General features: G+C 70.5%; 13 protein-coding genes. 9 read left to right on the top strand and 4 right to left on the bottom strand.

Features of this window, described 5'->3' with window-relative positions; translation table 11 throughout:
- Positions 1-10: 10 nt before the first annotated feature.
- Genes HAV39_RS02105 through HAV39_RS02095 form a run of 3 tightly spaced genes read right to left on the bottom strand, consistent with a single transcriptional unit; the run spans position 11 to position 3172 of the window.
- Positions 11-1357, bottom strand: a complete 1347-nt coding sequence (locus tag HAV39_RS02105) for an ABC transporter substrate-binding protein (RefSeq protein ID WP_191837416.1) — start codon at positions 1355-1357, stop codon at positions 11-13.
- 33 nt (positions 1358-1390) lie between these two features.
- Positions 1391-2275 carry a carbohydrate ABC transporter permease gene (locus tag HAV39_RS02100; protein ID WP_191837415.1) on the bottom strand — a complete coding sequence of 295 codons (885 nt, stop codon included), beginning with the start codon at positions 2273-2275 and terminating at the stop codon, positions 1391-1393.
- A gap of 15 nt (positions 2276-2290) precedes the next feature.
- On the bottom strand, positions 2291-3172 hold the full coding sequence (locus tag HAV39_RS02095; RefSeq protein WP_191837414.1) for a carbohydrate ABC transporter permease: 882 nt from the start codon (positions 3170-3172) through the stop codon (positions 2291-2293).
- 258 nt (positions 3173-3430) lie between these two features.
- Here HAV39_RS02095 and HAV39_RS43180 point away from each other — a divergent pair, with 258 nt between their 5' ends.
- From HAV39_RS43180 to HAV39_RS02050, 9 genes are all read left to right on the top strand, one after another.
- Complete coding sequence (locus tag HAV39_RS43180) at positions 3431-6316, top strand: fibronectin type III domain-containing protein (protein ID WP_203736744.1); 2886 nt, start codon at positions 3431-3433, stop codon at positions 6314-6316.
- A gap of 68 nt (positions 6317-6384) precedes the next feature.
- On the top strand, positions 6385-7749 hold the full coding sequence (locus HAV39_RS02085; protein WP_203736743.1) for a DUF4832 domain-containing protein: 1365 nt from the start codon (positions 6385-6387) through the stop codon (positions 7747-7749).
- Positions 7750-7858: 109 nt separating this feature from the next.
- A complete protein-coding gene (locus tag HAV39_RS43175) occupies positions 7859-10531 on the top strand; it encodes a fibronectin type III domain-containing protein (RefSeq protein ID WP_203736742.1) in 2673 nt (890 codons plus the stop codon).
- Between the two features lie 73 nt (positions 10532-10604).
- Positions 10605-13121: a DUF4832 domain-containing protein gene (locus HAV39_RS02075; protein ID WP_191837412.1), complete on the top strand. Its 2517-nt coding sequence runs from the start codon at positions 10605-10607 to the stop codon at positions 13119-13121.
- Positions 13122-13212: 91 nt separating this feature from the next.
- Positions 13213-14604 carry a hypothetical protein gene (locus HAV39_RS02070; protein ID WP_191837411.1) on the top strand — a complete coding sequence of 464 codons (1392 nt, stop codon included), beginning with the start codon at positions 13213-13215 and terminating at the stop codon, positions 14602-14604.
- A 50-nt stretch (positions 14605-14654) separates the two neighbouring features.
- Complete coding sequence (locus HAV39_RS02065) at positions 14655-14984, top strand: PadR family transcriptional regulator (RefSeq protein ID WP_191837410.1); 330 nt, start codon at positions 14655-14657, stop codon at positions 14982-14984.
- Between the two features lie 48 nt (positions 14985-15032).
- Positions 15033-16265, top strand: coding sequence for a hypothetical protein (locus tag HAV39_RS02060; protein ID WP_191837409.1), 1233 nt, complete (start codon positions 15033-15035; stop codon positions 16263-16265).
- Between the two features lie 134 nt (positions 16266-16399).
- Positions 16400-17173 (top strand): hypothetical protein, encoded by a 774-nt coding sequence (locus HAV39_RS02055; protein WP_191837408.1) that lies wholly within the window; start codon positions 16400-16402, stop codon positions 17171-17173.
- Complete coding sequence (locus tag HAV39_RS02050) at positions 17170-17547, top strand: GntR family transcriptional regulator (protein WP_191837407.1); 378 nt, start codon at positions 17170-17172, stop codon at positions 17545-17547. The genes HAV39_RS02055 and HAV39_RS02050 overlap by 4 nt, the downstream gene beginning before the upstream one ends.
- Before the next feature lie 28 nt (positions 17548-17575).
- On the opposite strand, the gene HAV39_RS02045 is transcribed toward HAV39_RS02050, so the two are convergent.
- Entirely contained in the window at positions 17576-18676 is a 1101-nt protein-coding gene (locus HAV39_RS02045) for an epoxide hydrolase family protein (protein ID WP_191837406.1), read from the bottom strand.
- Positions 18677-18745 lie beyond the last annotated feature (69 nt).

The following is an 18745-nucleotide window of genomic DNA, read 5'->3' as shown; positions in this document are numbered from 1 at the left end:
GTCGTGCGGGCTACTTGAACAGGGCGTTGACCTGGTCGTTGGCCTTCTTCAGGGCGCCGGCCGAGTCGGACTGGCCGAGGATCGCGGACTGGATGGCGTCCTGCACGAGCTGGCTTACTTCGTTGCCGTGCTCGGTGATCGGCACGAAGAACGTGCCGCCGGGAGCGGCCGCCTCGTCGACGAACACCTTCACGTCGCGGCCCTTGCCCGTGTGGGCGGCCAGGGCCTTCTCGCTGGCGGACTTGATGGCGGGGAAGACCACGCCGTTGCCGCCGACGATGTTCTGGCAGTCGGCGGAGCCCAGGAACTTGACCCACTTCCAGGCCTCGTCCTTGTGCTTGGTGCCGGACCAGATCGCGTCGGACAGGCCGTTGATCGCGGTCTTGCGGCCCTGCGGGCCGGCCGGCAGCGGCGCGAACGCGAACTTGAGCTTCGCGGCCTCACCCAGGTAGCTGTTGATCATCCACGAGCCCGCGAAGGTGATCGCACCCTTGCCCGCGTTGAGCAGCGAGTCACGGCTCAGCGTGGACGCCTTGTCCAGCGCGGGGGCGTAACCCTTGGCGCTCAGCGACTTGAACCAGTCGATGGTCTGCGCCAGCTTGGGGTCGTCGTACTTGTACTGGGTGCCCCAGGGGTTCTTGTCCAGGTAGGTGAAGCCGTTGCTGGCGGCCAGGTTGCCCCAGCCGTTCTGGCCCTGCGAGCCGTCGGCCCACTCCGGCAGGTAGCCGAAGACCTTGACCTTGGTCTTGTCGAACGCCGGGTCCAGGCCGTTGCGGCCCTTCTCGTCGACCGTGGCCTTGGCGATGACCTGCTCGAAGGTGCCGCCGTCGGTCGGGTTCCAGGTCAGGTTCGCCAGCGCCGCCGCGTCGATGCCCTGGGCCTTGAGGTGCTCGGTGTTGTAGACCAGGGCCATGGTGTCCCAGTCCTTCGGCAGGCCGAAGCGCTGGCCGTCCTTGGTGAACAGGTCGGCCAGGCCGCCCTGGTACTGGGACAGGTCGACCTTGTCGGCGTCGACGAAGGGCTGGATGTCGAGGATCTGGCCGGAGCTGACGAACTGCGGGTAGTACGAGCCCTGGTTGGTCCACACGTCCGGGGCGTCGCCCGCGGCGATCTGCGTGGTCAGGTTCTGCCAGTACTCGCTCCACGCCGCCTGGCTGATCTTGATGGTGATGTTCGGGTTGGCGGTGTGGAACGCGTCGGCGCACTGCTGGTACGACGCCTTCTGGTTGTCGTCCCAGAGCCAGTAGTCCAGGGTGACGGCGGCGCCGGGCTCCTCTTCGGTGGTGCTGCAAGCGGCCAGGCCGGCCGCCACGGCCAGGGACAGCAGCGCTGCTCCGGCCCGTGATCTGCGGTTCATCGGTGCCTTCTTTCCTTTTTGGGGTGGGTGTTGTCACTTGCTTCCGGTGAAGTTCAGGGACTGGACCAGCCGTTTGCCCATGAAGATCAGCAGTAGGAGGACGGGCAGGACCGACAGCGTCGAGGCGGCCATCAGGCCGGTCCAGTCGGGTTGGGTGTTGGGCGACTGCTGCAGGAACACCCCGAGGGCGACGGTGACGAGGCGGTTCTCCTCGTCGCGGCCGACCAGCAGCGGCCACAGGTAGTCCTTCCAGGCCCACACGGTGGTGGTGAGCCCGATGGTGATCAGCGGGCCGCGGCTCATCGGCAGCGCGATGCGCCAGAAGATGCCCCAGGGCCCGTTGCCGTCGAGGATCGCGGCCTCCTCCACGTCGCGGGGCAGCGACAGGAAGAACTGGCGCAGGAAGAACACCGCGAACGGGGTCATCAGGATGGTCGGGGCGACCATGCCGGCCATGGTGCCCATCAGGCCGAGGTCCTTGACGAAGATGAAGTTCGGCAGCAGGGTGAAGATCGGCGGCACCATCAGCGCCGCGATCACGATCGCGAACACCAGGTCGCGGCCGGGGAAGCGCAGCCGGGCGAACGCGTATCCGGCCATCGCGCAGAACAGGGTCTGCACCGCGGCGATGAGGCTGCAGTAGACGACCGAGTTCCACAGGTAGCCGGCGAAGTTGATGTGCGCGCCGGACCCGCCGGCGGCACGCGCCTCGGCTTCGGTGGTCAGGCCGAGCACCCGGGTGAAGTTGATCAGCGTCGGGTGTGCGGGCAGCAGGCCGGCGTTGTCGGTGTAGATGTCGGCCGCCGGGGTGAGCGCGGTGCGGATCATCCACCAGAACGGGAAGACGGTCACCACGACGAAGACGGCCATCGCCACCCACGCCAGCGCGCGTCCGGGGCGCAAGGATTTGCGGGTCATGTCTGTCGTCCCCTCTCAGGCCAGGTCCGAGCGCGAGGCACGCAGCATGCGCATCTGTATCGCGGTGAGCACGCCGAGGATCAGGGCCAGGCAGATCGCCGCCGCAGCGGCGTAACCCATGTGGAAGTACTTGAATGCCTGCTGGTAGATGAAGTAGTAGATGACCTGCGTGGCGGAGACCGGCCCGCCCTTGGTGGTGACCGCGATGGTGTCGAAGATCTGGAACGAGCCGATCATCGACACGACCAGCACCAGGGCCAGCACGGGGCGCAGCAGCGGCAGGGTGATGCCGCGGAACATGCGCCACTCCCCGGCGCCGTCGATCGCCGCGCCCTCGTAGAGGTACTGCGGGATCTGCAGCATCCCGGCATAGAGCAGCAGCGCCGTGTAGCCGGTGTAGGCCCAGGTGTTGATGCCGGCCACGGTCGGCATCGCCCAGGTCTCGTCGGTGAAGAAGCCGACCGGGCCCAGGCCGAACGTGTGCAGCAGCTGGTTGACGAAGCCGAGGTTGGTGTCCAGCAGCCACATCCAGAGCAGGCCGATGGTGACGTTGGGGACCAGCCACGGCAGCAGCAGCGTCGCCCGGAGCACGACCGAGCGGGTCAGCCGGTGCATCAGCGAGGCGACACCCAGTGCCAGCAGCGTCTGCGACCCGATGTTGAGCACCACGTACCAGGCGGTGACCAGCATGGAGTTCCAGAACTTCGCGTCGGCGAACAGCTTGGTGTAGTTCTCGGTGCCCACGTACGACGCGGTGTTGAGCATGTTGTAGTCGGTGACCGAGTACCACACGCCCCGAGCGGCCGGGTAGCCGTAGAAGACGGCGAACCCCACCAGCACCGGTAGCAGGAACCACCACGCCGCCCGGCGGTCGTCCCGCGGTTTTGTCGAGCTCATCCACGTCCTCGGATCCGTCTATCGGTCGGCTCTTGCCAGCCGCCCCGCTCTCGAATAATGATGTAGACCTTCGAAATTTTGTCAACACCTCTTCGTATTACTTCGGTAACGACGAGGGGGACGACCAGCTCAGAACCGCTGTGCCGATGCTCCGACCAGGGACTATGTGGACCCTGTGCGTCGGCTCAGTGGTGTGCCCGCGTGGCACAGGCACCTCGCACCGCCCGGAGAACAGCCCGACTCCCACCGGAGATCACCGTGAAATCACGTTCACGCGGCCGTACCGTCCTGGCCGCACTCGCCACCGCCGCCCTCGGGGCCGCCCTGGTGCTCGCCGGCCCGTCCGGCGCACAGGCCGCCCCCGCCGGCCCGCCGCCCCGTCCCGCGGCGCCGGCCAGCCCCGACCCGGCCCTGCAGGCCCACCCGCTGACCGCGGCCCCCGGGCCGGTGGACAACCCGCTCAAAGGCTGGGCCAGGTTCTACTCGCCTGGCGGTGACCAGAACAACGGCTTCCCGCACTCGCTGACCTGGGGCTACTTCGGCCTGTCCGAGATCATGACCAGCGCCGCGAACTGCGGCAGCTACAACTGGTCGATCATCGACAGCATGCTGGCCGAGACGGCCGGCTACGGCAACCAGGCCGCCATCCGCATCTACATGACCTACCCCGGCGGCACCGGCAGCCACCCGGCCAACGCCATCCCGCCGTGCTTCAACGGCAACGTCGCCACCCGCGCCGACGCGACCTGGAACGTCACGCACCCCGACTACGACAGCCCGTTCCTGATCAACGCGTTGAAGAACTTCATCGCCGCGTTCGGGGCCCGCTACGACGGCAACCCCCGGCTCGGGTTCATCCACCTGGGCCTGGTCGGGTTGTGGGGCGAGTGGCACACCTGGCCCTACGACACGGACACCGCTGACGGGCTGCCCGACTACATGCCCACCGACGCCAACGGCGCGCAGCTCGTCGCCGCTTTCGACGCCGCGTTCAACACCACCAAGGTCGAGATCCGCTACGCCGACGCGGCCGGCGGCGCGGCCAACTCCCGCGACATCGGCTACCACGACGACTCGTTCTGCTTCCGGGAAGGCTCACCGCTGCAGGGCGTGACCCTGCCGACGTCCCTGGGCGGCGCCTCCTACGCCCATCTGCAGCGCAACATCGCCACCGGCACCGAGAACAAGTGGATCACCAGCTCGATCGGCGGCGAGCTGCGCCCCGAGATCCAGACCTTCGCTTTCCAGTCCTGGCCGAACGGCTCCGGAACCGTCGACAACCTCAAGGCGTGCATCGAGCTCGCCCACGCCACCTGGATGATCAACGAGGGGAGTGCCGCCTACTCGCCCACCGACGCGAACGTCTCGGCCGCAGTGCGGGCGATGGGCTACCACCTCACCGTCGGCAACGCCTACTTCAAGGACACCGCCAGCGGCACGACCAACGTCGGCGTGCAGATCAGCAACACCGGCGTCGCCCCGTTCTACTACCCCTGGACCATGACCCTCGGGCTCAAGAACAGCTCGGGCACCGTGGTGCAGACCTGGGACACGTCCTGGGACCTGCGTACTGTCCAGCCGCTGTCGATCCGGGCGTTCCCCGACTGGAACGTGGGATCCGATCCCACGTACCGCAGTTTCGGCCACCCGCAGTACTTCCAGACGAGCGTCGACCTCGCCGCGGTGCCGCAGGGCAGCTACCAGTGGGTGCTGCGCGTGAAGAACCCGCTGGAGACCGTCGACACCGACGCGAAGAAGCTGCGGTTCGCCAACACCACCCAGAACGCGGACGGCTGGCTCGGCATGGGCGCGGTGACCGTCGGCACCGGCGGCGGTGGCGACACCACCGCACCGTCGGTCCCCACCGGGCTGACCTCCACCGGACAGACGTCGTCGTCGGTCTCGCTGTCCTGGTCCGCCTCGACGGACAACGTCGGGGTGACCGGCTACGAGGTGTTCCGCGGCTCGACGCTGGTCGGCAGCCCGGCCGGGACCTCGTTCACCGACACCGGCCTGACCGCGTCGACGAGCTACAGCTACACCGTCCGGGCCCGGGACGCGGCCGGGAACCGGTCCGCGGTCGGCAACACGGTCACGGTGTCCACCACGTCAGGCGGTGGCACGCCCACCGGCTACGAGGCCGAGGCTTCGGGCAACGCGCTGTCCGGCGGCGCCCTGGTGGCGGCCTGCGCCACATGCTCGGGCGGGTCGAAGGTCGGCTACCTCGGCAACGGGGCGTCGATGGCGTTCACCAACGTCGCCGGCGGCACCGGCGGCCCGCGAACGGTGACGATCTACTACCTGACGGCCGAGGCGCGCACCGCCGTGGTCAACGGGCAGACCGTCAACTTCGCCTCGACCGGCAGCTGGACCACGGTCGGCTCCACCACCGTCACGGTCGACCTCGCCGCGGGCAGCAACACCATCACCTTCGCCAACCCCGGCGGCTGGGCTCCTGACATCGACCGCATCACCGTGTCCACCGCGGGCGGCGGAGGCGACACCACCGCGCCGAGCGCCCCCACCGGCTTGGCCTCGCCGAGCAAGACCGCCGGGTCGGTCACGCTGTCGTGGAGCGGCTCGACCGACAACGTCGGTGTGACCGGCTACCAGATCCTGCGCGGCGGCAGCCCGGTCGGCACGTCGACGACCACCGGCTTCACCGACACCGGCCTGGCCGCGTCGACCGCCTACACGTACACGGTCAAGGCCTATGACGCCGCCGGGAACCACTCGGCCGCGTCGAGCCCGCTGACCGTGACGACCAGCGCAGGCGGCACGGCGCCCGTCAGCTACGAGGCCGAGGCCTCCGGCAACACCCGTACCGGCACGGCGGCCACGGCATCCTGCACGGCCTGCTCGGGCGGTGCGAAGGTCGGCTACGTCGGCAGCGGCGCGACCCTGTCGTTCAACAACGTCGCCGGTGGCACGGGCGGCGCGCGCACCGTGACGATCCACTACCTGTCGGCCGTGGCACGTTCCGCCACGGTCAACGGCCAGACGGTGAACTTCGCGCCCACCGCGAACTGGGACACCGTCGGCACCACCACGGTCACCCTGAACCTGACGGCGGGCAACAACACGATCACCTTCGCCAACCCCTCCGGCTGGGCGCCTGACATCGACCGCATCACCGTCGGCTGACCCTGCCTCGCACGCTCCGGCCAGGCAACGGGGGCCTGGCCGGCCCACCCCCGACCGAGGAAACCCACATGAGAAGAACAGTCCGCCTCGCGGTCGCCCTGCTGGCGGCCCTCACCCTCGCCGCGGGCACCCCTGCCGCGGCCCGGCCCGCGCCCACCGAACCGCAGTGGACGCCGCTGACCTACACGTCCGCGCCCGCCGACAACCCGCTCAAGGGCTTCATGCCGTACGCGGGCAGCTACCAGACCTTCCCGTACAGCATGGAATGGTTCTACCTGCCGGTCCGCGACGTGATGACCGGCCCGAAGCAGTTCCGCTGGGACGCCGTCGAACGCCAGCTCAACGCCATCGCCGCGCGCGGCCACCAGGCCGTGTTCCGGTTCTACCTCGACTACCCCGGTAAGCCCACCGGTATCCCGCAGTACCTGCTCGACCAGGGCCTGGCCACCCACGCCTACGACGACTTCGGCAACAACGGCGTCAGCGTCGCCCCCGACTACAGCGACCCGCGCCTGGTCACCGCCGTGCAGAACTTCATCACCGCGCTGGGCCGCAAGTACGACGGCGACCCGCGCATCGGCTTCCTGACCCTCGGGCTGATCGGCTTCTGGGGCGAGTGGCACACCTGGCCCTACGACGGCTGGACCAAGCCGGAGAACTGGATGCCGTCCACCGACATCCTCGCGGGCATCCTGAACACCTTCGACACCGCGTTCGACAGGACGAGGCTGCTGGCCCGCTACCCGAGCCCGCAGAACAAGGACCTGGGCATCGGTTACCACGACGACTCGTTCGCCTTCGAGACGCTGCCGGTGCAGTCATGGCACTTCGTGCAGCGCCTCATCGACGAGGGCGTCACCGACAAGTGGCAGCGTGAGCCGATCGGCGGCGAGCTGCGCCCCGAGATCCAGGCCTGCCTGTTCGAGCAGCCCGTCAGCTGCGGCCAGTACGAGGACTTCACGCAGTCCGTCGACCAGACCCACATCAGCTGGATGATCAACCACGCGGCGTTCGCGCCCGACGGCTACACCGGCGACGAGTACTTCCGCGCCCTGGCCGCCGCCAAGTCGCTGGGTTACGAGCTGACCGTCACCGAGGCCGCGCTGTCCCGCGACCGGGTGTCGGTGCGCGTGGCCAACCGCGGCACCGCGCCCTTCTACTACGACTGGCGCGCCGAGCTGGCCGCCGTCGACAGCCAGGGCCGTTTCGTCAAGCGCTGGCACACCGGCTGGTCCGTGGACGGCATCCAGCCCGGCCAGGCCCCCGCCGAGCTGACCACCCGCATCGACACCCGCGGCCTGCGCGCCGGCAGCTACGACATCGTGCTGCGCGTGGCCAACCCGCTGCCCAACGGCATCCCGTTGCGGTTCGCCAACACCAGCCAGGACACCCACACCGGCTGGCTGCACCTCGGCACCGTCACCACCCGCTGACGGCGCCGACGCACCACCCGCACCTCGGCGCCGCCGGCAGCCGGTCGGCGGCGCCCGCACCGAACCCTTTCCTGTTCCTGAACTTCGTCCCCGAGGGGAACACCGGTTCATGCCATCCGTACGCAAGCTGCTCGCCACGACGGCGGCGGCGCTGACGCTCGCGCTGGTCGCCACCAGCGCGGCGGCCGCACCCGCAGGCCCGCCCGCCCGGCCCCCCGCCGGTCCCGGCCCCGACACGAGCCTGGCCACCCACACCTACACCTACGCCGACGCCGCGCTCGGCCAGCCACTGAAGGGGTTCGCCCCCTACCTCTTCCCCGGTGACAACCTGTCCACCAAATACCCCGGCGGCCTGGTCTGGAGCTACTTCGCCCTCAACGAGGTGATGAAGGATCCCGCCAACTGCGCGAACATCGACTGGAGCGTGTTCGAGAAGGCGCTCGACGAGGCCGCCGTCTGGAGCCGCCAGACCGCGTTCCGCTTCTACCTGGAGTATCCCGGCGGCAGCGGCACCCACCCCGGCAACGGCATCCCGCCGTGCCTGAACGGCAAGATGGCGTTGCGCACCAACGGGTTCTGGGGCACCGTCAGCCCCGACTACGACGACCCGGACGTCATCGGCGCGCTGGTCACCTTCATCAACGCGTTCGCGGCCCGCTACGACAAGGCCGGGCCGGGCGGCACCGCCGACCCGCGCATCGGGTTCATGTCGCTGGGCCTGGTCGGCCTGTGGGGCGAGTGGCACACCTGGCCGTACGACCGCGACCTGGCCGACGGCTACCCGAACCTGATGCCGACCGACGCCACCATCCGCACGATCATCGGGGCGTACGACACCGCGTTCGACAACATCCAGCTGGAGGTCCGCTACCCGCTCGCCGGCACCGAGACCGCGAACATCGGCTTCCACGACGACTCCTGGCCGTACCAGGAGTTCCGCAACGGCGGGCAGCTCAAGAGCATGACGCTGCCGATGTCGATGAACGGCTGGGAGGACGCTTTCCTGCAGCTGCAGCTCAACACCGGCACCGAGAACCGGTGGGTGACCCAGTCCATCGGCGGCGAGGCCCGGCCCGAGATCCAGGGCACCCTCTACGCCAACTGGCCGGGCGGCTCCGGGCAGGTCGACGACGTGCTCGCGGCGACCGAGCTCACCCACATCACCTGGATGATCAACCAGACCGGCGCAGGCGGGTACAGCACCAGCGACCCGAAGGTCTCCGCCGGGGTCCGCAAGATGGGCTACAACCTGCACATTCCGCAGGCGAACTTCAACGCGACGGCCGCGGGCAACTTCAAGGTCGGCGTCACCATGCAGAACGACGGCGTCGCCCCGTTCTACTACCCGTGGACGGTGCAGCTCGGCCTGCGCAACAGCGCGGGGGCGGTCGTGAAGACCTGGGACACCAGCTGGGACCTGCGCACCGTGCAGCCGCTGAAGATCCGCGCGTTCCCGGACTGGAACGTGGGGGCCGACCCGAAGTACCTCGACTTCGGCCGCCCGGTGAACTTCTCCACGACTGTCAGCACCGCGGGCGTGCCCGCCGGGGCGTACAGCCTGGTCCTGAAGGTGCGCAACCCCCTGGAGGCGGTCACCGCGGACGTGCTGCGCGCTCGCCCCGCCGCCAGCAGGCTCACCGACTGGATCATCGACCAGTGGCGGCCCCGCCTGCCGCTGTCGTTCGCCAACAGCAATCAGGGCGCCGACGGCTGGGTCAACCTGGGCAGCGTGTCGACCTCCGGCACCTGCACGGGCGATTGCACCGCTCCGTCGACCCCGTCCGGCCTGGCCGTCTCCGGGGTGACGAACACGAGCGTGTCGCTGTCGTGGACGGCGTCGACGGACAACGTCGGCGTCACCGGCTATCAGGTGTTCCGGGACGGGGTCCAGGCCGGTTCGCCGACGGGCACCACGTTCATCGACAGCGGGCGCTCGCCGGGGCAGACGTACCAGTACACGGTCCGGGCGGTCGACGCCGCCGGGAACGTGTCCAATTCGTCCGCAACGGTGTCCGCGACCACCACGGGATGCGCGGGTGACTGCACTGCCCCGAGTTCGCCGACTCTGTCCTCGCCGGGCAAGACCAACACGAGCGTGTCGCTGTCGTGGACGACGTCCACGGACAACGTGGGCGTGACCGGTTACGAGGTGTTCCGTGGGTCGACCCTGGTCGGCAGCCCGACGGGGACCTCCTACACCGACACGGGCCTGACCGCCTCGACGGCTTACGGCTACACCGTCAAGGCACGTGACGCGGCGGGCAACCGGTCGGCGGCCAGCAACACGGTCACCGTCACCACCGACGCCGCACCGCAGCCCCCGACCGGCCTGGTGCTCGACAACTACGACGGCACCCCGGCGTACCCGTCGTCGAACCAGAACGACCTGGGCAAGTGGACCGGCGGCAACTGCTTCCTCGACGGCGGCGGCAACGGCGTCGTCACCGGCGGCGCGCTGAGCCTGCGCTACAACAACTGCGGCTGGTTCGGCTCCGACGTCGGCGTGGACCTGAGCTCGTACACCTACCTCGTCGTGCGGATCAAGGGCACGGCCGGTGGGGAGCAGACGCACTTCAACCTGGGTCTGGGCGGTTCGACGAGGGTGTTCGGCGACTTCACCCTCGACGGGGGAGCGCACCCGGTGATCACGACGGCGTACCAGGACATCAAGATCCCGATGGTCGCCAACGGCATCAACCGCAACTCGCCGTCGCAGCTGGCCATGGGCTTCTGGTACGGCGGCAACTCGACCATCTCGATCGACCACATCTCGTTCCAGTAAGGCAAGCCGGCCGCCTGGCAGGGCTCCCGACCCGGCCAGGCGGCCCACCCTCCCGATGCACAGGAAGGCCACCATGCCCACCCGCAGTCTGCGGATGTTCACCGCGACAACGTTACTGGCCGCGCTCGTGGTCGTGACGGCCGGTGCCGCGCCCGCCCAGGCGGCCACCGTCACCTACCAGGCAGATCTGTCCACCGCGTTCGCCAACCCGGAGCGCGGTTACCACAACCGTTACGAGATCATCAACGACCCGGCGGTCAACGACTACGTCAACGCCGCCACCATCCCGGGCTTCAACCCGGACCTGCTCGACCGCACCTTCGCCCGTGCCAAGGCCAACGGCAACACCCTGGTGCACAGCTATGTGCACCTCGACAAGTACAAGACCCAGGCCCTGCCCCAGGCGCTGCTGGACAACCTCGCCTCCGGGCTGGCCGCGGTCCGCACCGCGGGCATGAAGATCGTGCTGCGGCCCGCCTACACCTGGGACGGCTACGCCACCGTCGCCGAGTCGCAGATCCTCGCCCACATCGCCCAGCTCAACGCCGTGATCACCGCGAACGCCGACGTCGTCCTGCACCTGGAGACCGGCTACCTCGGCGCCTGGGGCGAGTGGCACACCGGCGGGCTGGCCAACCCGTCCTCGGTCGAGGAGGCGCCCGCCCGGTACCGCATCGTCAAGAAGATCGCCGACACGACTCCGGCGAGCATCCCCCTGGCGATGCGCTACCCGATCTACATCAAGGAGATGGTCGACCCCACCTCCTGCGTGGTGCCCGAGGGCTGCACGCTGACCCAGGCGCAGAAGGACCGGATCAGCTTCCACAACGACTGCTTCCTGGCCGACCTCAACGACATGGGCACCTACGACAACCCGTCCTGGATGGGCTGGTTCTACATCGAGCAGAAGAAGCAGTGGATGTACGACCTGGCCACCTCGACCGGGTTCAACAAGATGGTCGGCGGTGAGACCTGCGGCGCCGACGGCTACAACGACGCCGCCTGCGTCAACGCGCAGACCGAGATGAACAAGCTCAACTTCACCGAGATCAACGAGGACTACGCCGCCGTCAACACCGACAAGTGGAAGGCGGCCAACCTCGCCGCGAGCGGCAACGACCCCGCCGAGACCTGCTTCACGCGCATCAAGCGCAAGATGGGGTATCGGCTGAGACTGCTCGACGCCACCTTCCCCAGCACCGTGGCACCCGGCGGCAGCCTTGCGCTGACCGCGCACCTCAACAACGACGGCTGGTCCGGCCTGATCAAGGGCCGCACCGCCTACCTGGTGCTCGACAGCGGCACCAACCGCTACAACCTGCCGCTGGGCGGCGTCGACCCGCGCGCCTGGCTGGCCGGCGCGAGTGCTGTCACCGGCAGCGTCACCGTGCCCGGCGGCGCGGTCGCGGGCAACTACAAGCTGGCGCTGTGGCTGCCGGACCCGGATGCCGGGCTGCAGGCCCGTCCCGAGTACGCGATCCGCTTCGCCAACACCGGCACGTGGGACGCGGCCAAGGGCTACAACGTGCTGGCCTCCTCGGTGACCGTCGGCTCCTGCACGGGCGATTGCACCGCGCCGTCGGCGCCGACGGGCCTGACGGTGTCGGGGGTGACGAACACGAGCGTGTCGCTGTCGTGGACGGCGTCCACCGACAACGTCGGCGTGACCGGCTACCAGGTGTTCCGCGGCTCGACCCCGGTCGGCACCCCGACGGGCACCACGTTCACCGACACCGGCCGCTCGCCGGGGCAGACCTACCAGTACTCGGTCCGGGCGGTGGACGCCGCGGGCAACGTGTCCGGTGCGTCGGCCACCGTGTCGGCGACCACGACCGGCTGCTCGGGCGACTGCACCGCCCCGAGCGCGCCCACCCTGTCCTCGCCGGCGAGGACCGACACGTCGGTGTCGCTGTCGTGGACCGCGTCCACCGACAACGTGGGCGTGACCGGGTACGAGGTGTTCCGGGGCACGACCCTGGTCGGCAGCCCGGCCGGGACCTCGTTCACCGACACCGGCCTGACCGCGTCGACCGCCTACGGCTACACGGTCAAGGCACGTGACGCGGCGGGCAACCGGTCGGCGGCGAGCAACACCGTCACGGTCACCACGGAGGCGACCCCGCAGCCGCCGACCGGTCTCGTGCTGGACAACTTCGACGGGACGCCCGCGTACCCGTCGTCGTCGCAGAACGACCTCGGCAAGTGGACCGGGGCCAACTGCTTCCTGGACGGCGGCGGTTCCGGTGCGGTCACGGGCGGGGCGTTGAGCCTGCGCTACAACAACTGCGGGTGGTTCGGCTCCGACGTCGGCGTGGACCTGAGCGCCTACACCTACCTCGTCGTGCGGATCAAGGGCGCGGCCGGTGGCGAGCAGACCCACTTCAACCTGGGTCTGGGCGGTTCGACGAAGGTGTTCGCCGACTTCACCCTCGACGGGGGAGCGCACCCGGTGATCACCACGGCCTACCAGGACATCCGCATCCCGATGGCCGCCAACGGCATCAACCGCAACTCGCCGTCCCAGCTGGCCATGGGCTTCTGGTACGGCGGCAACTCCACCATCACCATCGACCACATCACCTTCCAGTAGCCGACGGCCGGCCAGGCGACCCCGGGACCGACCGGGGCCGCTTGGCCGGCCTACCCCATGCGTGCCCTCCGGTGTGGCACGATCTGCCGGCATGACCGGGCATTCGCACAGCCGATCCTCGATGCCTTCGGCCGTCGCGGCCGCGTTCGCCGCCTGGGCGGCCGGCATCATGCTCGGCCACTGGGGCCTGGGCGCGGCGCTGCTGCGGCTCCACATCGGTTACCTCGACATCGCGCCCTCCCGCCTCGGCGCCCTGGAGCCGGCTGCCATCACCATCGCCGCCGCGTTCACCCTGCTCGCTGCCGGACTGCGGCCCCTTCCCTGGTGGCTGAGCGGGTGGGCGATCAGCGTCGGCGGGCTGCCGCTGGTCCTGGCCGGGTCGTGCGTGGAGTTGGCCGACACACCGGGCAACGACATCGTCGCCCCGGCGCTCGCGTCGGTCGGGCTGGGCGTCATGCTCGCCGGAGTGCTGCTCGCCGCCGCGCATGCGCCGGTCGCGGTCCGCGCGGCCACCGTGTCCGGGTTCGCCGTCGGGCTAGTGCTGTGCCCGTACATCCTCACGGTCGTCATCCCGCCGAGCGACCTTCCCCGGGTCTTCATCCCGGAGTTCTTCTTCCCTGGGACGGCGCTCGCCCTCGCCCTGGTCGCCGCGGCGACGGCGGTGATCCGCCCCGATACAGCCGGGCTTGCTGCGGACGCGCCCCGCGCGGAGGCTACCGGCCGCTGGGCTTGCGTCGCCGCGGTCGCCGCCGCCGTCCTCGTGCTGTACGCCGGGAACCTGGTGTTGCGCACCGGCATCGAGCAGCCGCCGCCCGGCGTCGACATCGGCTTCTGGGACCGGCCGGCGGTGCCGGACGCCGTCCGCTACGGCATGGTCGTGCTGGCGGCGGCGATCACCCTGGTGCTGAGTCGGCAGGCCTACCGGCGTGGCCACGCCGAGCTCGTCCGGTGGACGGTGCTGTGCCTCGCGCTGGCCGCACCCCTGCACACCGTGGCGACCGACAGCCTCTACCTGACCGCAGGGCGGCCCTGGCTGTTCATGGCCGGTGCCGCAGCGGCCGGGCTCGGTGCTCTCGCCGCGATCCGCGCCGCCGGGCGGCTGCCGTGGGACGCGCTCGGCGCGGGGACGGTCGCCGCGGGCATGCTGGCGCACGCGGTCGGACCGCGAGAGGGGGACCTCTGGACGGCGGCCGGCTCGCTGCTGATCGTGCTGGGCCTGTGCTTCGCGCTGAGCGCCGGCCTGATCCGGGTGTCGTCCACGACGCACGGCACACCCGCCGAGGTGGCCGGTTCCGCGCTGCTCGGCCTGGCCACGCTGGTGCTGGCGGGACATGCCCTCAGCCCGCCGGCGGTCGAGGTCGCGGAGTCCGCCGGGTTCGACGGCGCCGTGCTCACCGTCGCGTCGTTGGCGGGTGCCTCGGCGGTGCTGCTGGCGGCCCTTTCCGGCAGGTCGCGCGAGGTCGAGCGGGTGAGCGAGCATTGAGTCGCGGCGGGGTCTTGCGCAATAACTCTACCTAGGTAGATATTAGAGGCATGGTACGTGCGAGACAGCCCTCCCCGCAGACCGCGGCCGTGCTCGTCGCCCTGGCCGAGACCGGTGACGGCTGGAGCCATGGCTACGACCTGTGCCGTGCCCTCGATCTGAAGGCGGGCACCGTCTATCCGATCCTCATCCGCCTCGCCGAACGCGGGCACGTGGAGACCTCCTGGGAGACCGACCCGCCGCGCGGCCGGCCGCCCCGCCACCTGTACCGGCTCAGTGCCGCCGGTGCCGAACTCGCCCGCACCGTAGCCGCGGCGGCGCGCGCCGCCGAGGGCACGCCCGCCCCGGGCGCGGCCCGGCTCGCACCCAGGACCGCCTGACCGTCGACCGTTCCATTCCGGACCCGCCCCTGCCGCTCGGAGGCCTCGATGTTCGCCTTCCTCCTCTTCCTGGTGATCCTCGCCCCGCCCGTGCTCGCGATCGTGGTGCTGGCGGTCCGGCTGCGTGACGCCGTCCTCCGGGGCGGTGCGCGCACGCTCCCGGCCCGCACCCGTGCCGCGTGGCGTCAGGGCACCCGACGCCCCGTGCGGCCCGCGCTCCTGGCCGTCGTCGCCGGTGCGGGGCTGCTCACCTTCGGCCTGGAGCGGCTCTATCTCGCCACGGTCGCGGACGGTCCGCGCTGGGGGGTCGACGTGGTGCTGCTGACCATGGCGCTCGGACTGCTCGGTGCGGTCGTGTGCGGCGGCCTCGCCGGACTGGCCGCGGCAACCGTGGCCCGGGTCCGCGGATTCGGGGCCGGCGGCATCGCCGGGCTGCTGGCCCTCGCCGCCGTGGCGGCCGGCAGCGCGGCCGCGCACCTGCCGCTGCGCGCCGCCTACCGGGCGGACCCCGGCAGCTTCCCCGCCATCGCGAACCTCGGTGACGGCGATCTGCTGGCGCCGTTCGAGATCTTCCTCGCCGTGCTGATCTGGGCGCTGCCGTGGCCCGTCCTGGGCGCGGCGCTCGGCGCCAGGGCCGTGACCGCGGACCGATCCGCGCCGCGCGACGTCTGGCAGCTCCTGCTCGACATGACCACTGCCGACCTGCCCGAGCACCGGGCTGCCTGGGGTGCCGCGCTGCGGGCCGAGCTGGCAGCGATCGACCCACGGCCCGAGCGGCGCAGATTCGCCCTCGGCGGCGCGTGGGCCGCGGTGCGCTCCGGGCGACCGCGCGGCACGTGGATGGCGGCCGCCGTGGTGGCGGTCGCGGTGGCGGTCGGCAACTTCGCGGCCTCGCGGTGGTCCCTGACCCACGACCGCGGCGGTGTACTCGACTTCTGGCTCGCCTTCCCGAGCGTGCTGCTGCTCGCCGTCGCGTTCGTGACGGCCTGGCGCAGCCGCTCCTTCGGTTCGGGAATGCGCACCGGGGCCGTGTCCGGGCTGGCCGCCATGGCGGCCGTGCTCGCCGTCAGCATTCCCGAGGCCGTGGTCTGGGCGAACCGGCAGGCCGGCTACCTGAGCACCGGCGACGCCGTGCCGCCGAGCTGGCAGTCGGCGGTCCTCGACGTGCTGCGCCTGGACTTCCTGGTCGTGATGGTCGTCTTCTGGCTGGCGGGCACGGCCGGCGGCGCGGCCCTCGGCACGGCGTTCGGCCGGCGGCGGCCCGCCGGCGCTTCCGACTGACCGGTCGGCCACTGCCGCGCCCGTCGCCGAGCCCGTTCCGGCGCGGCAGCCTGTCCGCGACACGGGGTTGACTTTGTCGCATGTTATGACTCATCGTGTTGAGACAAAGCTTGCGACGTATCGGAGGTGCCGGCATGCGCCAGGCAGATCACACAGAGGTCAAGCAGTGGCTGACCCAGCGCGGCCTGGCCGACGTCGAGCCGACCCCGCTGCTCGCGACGCGCCTGGCGGTGCGGCGGCACGCCAAGCTCGCCGACAGCCTCCTGCTGGCGGCGTTCCTGATCGGCGCCGCACTGACCCGCGCGCTGGCGCTGCCCGCCGACGACACGTCCTGGCTGCCGCTGGTGCTGGCGGCACTGGTGGTCGGGTTGCTGGTGGCGCAGTGGCTGCTCGGCGGGTGGGTGCGCCGCGTCGACCAGCGGGCCGGCGGGGAACTGCCCCGGCGGGTCGCCCATCCGGTCGAGCTCGGCTGGCGGGCGGTGCTGGGCCGCCCGCATGCCGGGTTCGCGGTCGCCACCTTCGCCGGGGCGTTGCTGCTCGCGCTGAGCGTGCTGCCGATCGCGGACGCCACGCTGCGCAACGGAGCGGTCGTCGTGCTGATCGGCCTCGCCGGCACCGGCGTCGGTATCGTCCTGCAGCTGCGCCAGGTGCTGGCGAGCCCCGCCGTGGCCGAGGACGAGGCGTCGCTCACGGCCGATGTCATCATGCGGGTCGAGGACGCCCGTGCCCTCGTCACGCCCAGCCTGGTGTGGTCGCTGCCGGCCATCTTCCTGTACGGGGAATCGCTCGGCTGGTGGAACGCGGTCTCGGTGGCGCTCGTGGTGGTGGGCGTCATCGCCCTCTGCCTGGTCCAGTTCAGGACCGCGGACGTCGGCACGACGGCACGGCGGGCCATGGCCACCCGATGATCGTCATCGACGCGGGGTCGCCGACGCCGCCGTACGAACAACTCCGCGCCCAGCTCGCCCGGCAGATCCAGGAACGCTCGCTGGCCGTCGGCACGCGACTGCCGACGATCCGCCGCCTCGCGGCCGACCTCAGCCTCGCCGTGAACACCGTCGGCCGGGCATACCGGGAGCTGGAGGAGGCCGGGCTGATCGAGACCCGCGGACGGGCCGGCTCGTTCGTGTCGGCGGCCGGCGAGCCCGCCCTGGAGCAGGCCCGCCGCACCGCCCGTGACTATGCGGCGTTCATCGCCAGCGTCGGCATCGATCACACCGAGGCGATCCGGATCGTCGAGGCGGCATTGGCCGCCACCGGGTCGCCCAGAACTGATCGGTGACCGCGCGGCACGTGAAGCGCATCGGAGGTCAAGCCTCAAGCCGGCCACTCTCGATCCTGGCCAGGAAGAAATCCCGGACGTCCTCGGCGAGCAGGTCCGGCACCTCCATCGCGGCGAAGTGGCCGCCGCGCTCGAACTCCGACCAGTGCCTGATGTCGTAGAGCCGCTCGGCCAGGGGCCGCACCGACTGCGTGATGTCGTGCGCGAAAACGGCCACGCCGACCGGCACCGGGCACGGCTCGACCCGCCGCGGCGTGTCACGGTGCAGCCGCGCCGAGGAGGCCGCGGTGGCGGTCAGCCAGTACAGCGAGATGTCGGTGAGCATGCGATCGTCGCTGATCGGCGAGCGGGGGTCCGTCCACTGCGCGAAGCGCTCGGCGATCCAGGCGAGCTGGCCGACCGGTGAGTCGGTCAGCGCGTAGCCGATGGTCTGCGGGGTGGTGGCCTGCAGAGTCTGGTAGGGCGGACGGTTCGCCATCAGCTGCCGGACCTTGTCCAGCCGGGCCTCGTCCGCCGCGGACAGTTCGAGACCGGCGTCCGGGTCGGGCCGGGTCGGCAGGTAGTTGACGTGCACCCCGACGACCTGTTCCGGCGCCACCGCGCCGAGCGCCAGCGAGATGCCCGCGCCGAAGTCGCCACCCTGCGCGCCGTAGCGCTCGTATCCGAGGCGGCGCATCAGCTCGGCCCAGGCCCGCGCGACCCGGACGATGTCCCAGCCGCGCTCGTGGGTCGGCCCGGAGAAGCCGTAGCCCGGGATCGATGGGATGACCAGGTGGAAGTCATGCGACAGCGGCTCGATCACGTCGAGGAACTCCAGGAACGAGCCGGGCCAGCCGTGGGTGAGGATCAGCGCGAGCGCGTCCGGCTTCGCGGACCGGACGTGCACGAAGTGGATGTGCTGCCCCTCGATCTCGGTGGTGAAGTGCGCCAGCTCGTTGAGCCTGGCCTCGTGCTCGCGCCAGTCGTAGCCGGTGCGCCAGTACTCGGCCAGTTCCTTGAGCCGCGCGAGAGGGAAGCCGTAGTCCCACCCCGCGTCGGCGACCTCGTCGGGCCAGCGGGTGCGGGCCAGCCGGTCGGTCAGGTCGTCGAGGTGGGCCTCGGGGATGTCGATGCGGAACGGCTTGATCATGGTCTGCCTCCGAGGGGGTTCGTTGGTCAGCTAAACGTTAGTGCGACTAACGTTTGGTGTCCAAACGGT

Source organism: Catellatospora chokoriensis, from assembly GCF_011297315.1.
Classification (GTDB): Bacteria; Actinomycetota; Actinomycetes; order Mycobacteriales; family Micromonosporaceae; genus Catellatospora; species Catellatospora citrea.
Note: the sequence above shows the minus strand (reverse complement) of the source record. Positions and strands in the feature narration are given on the sequence as shown.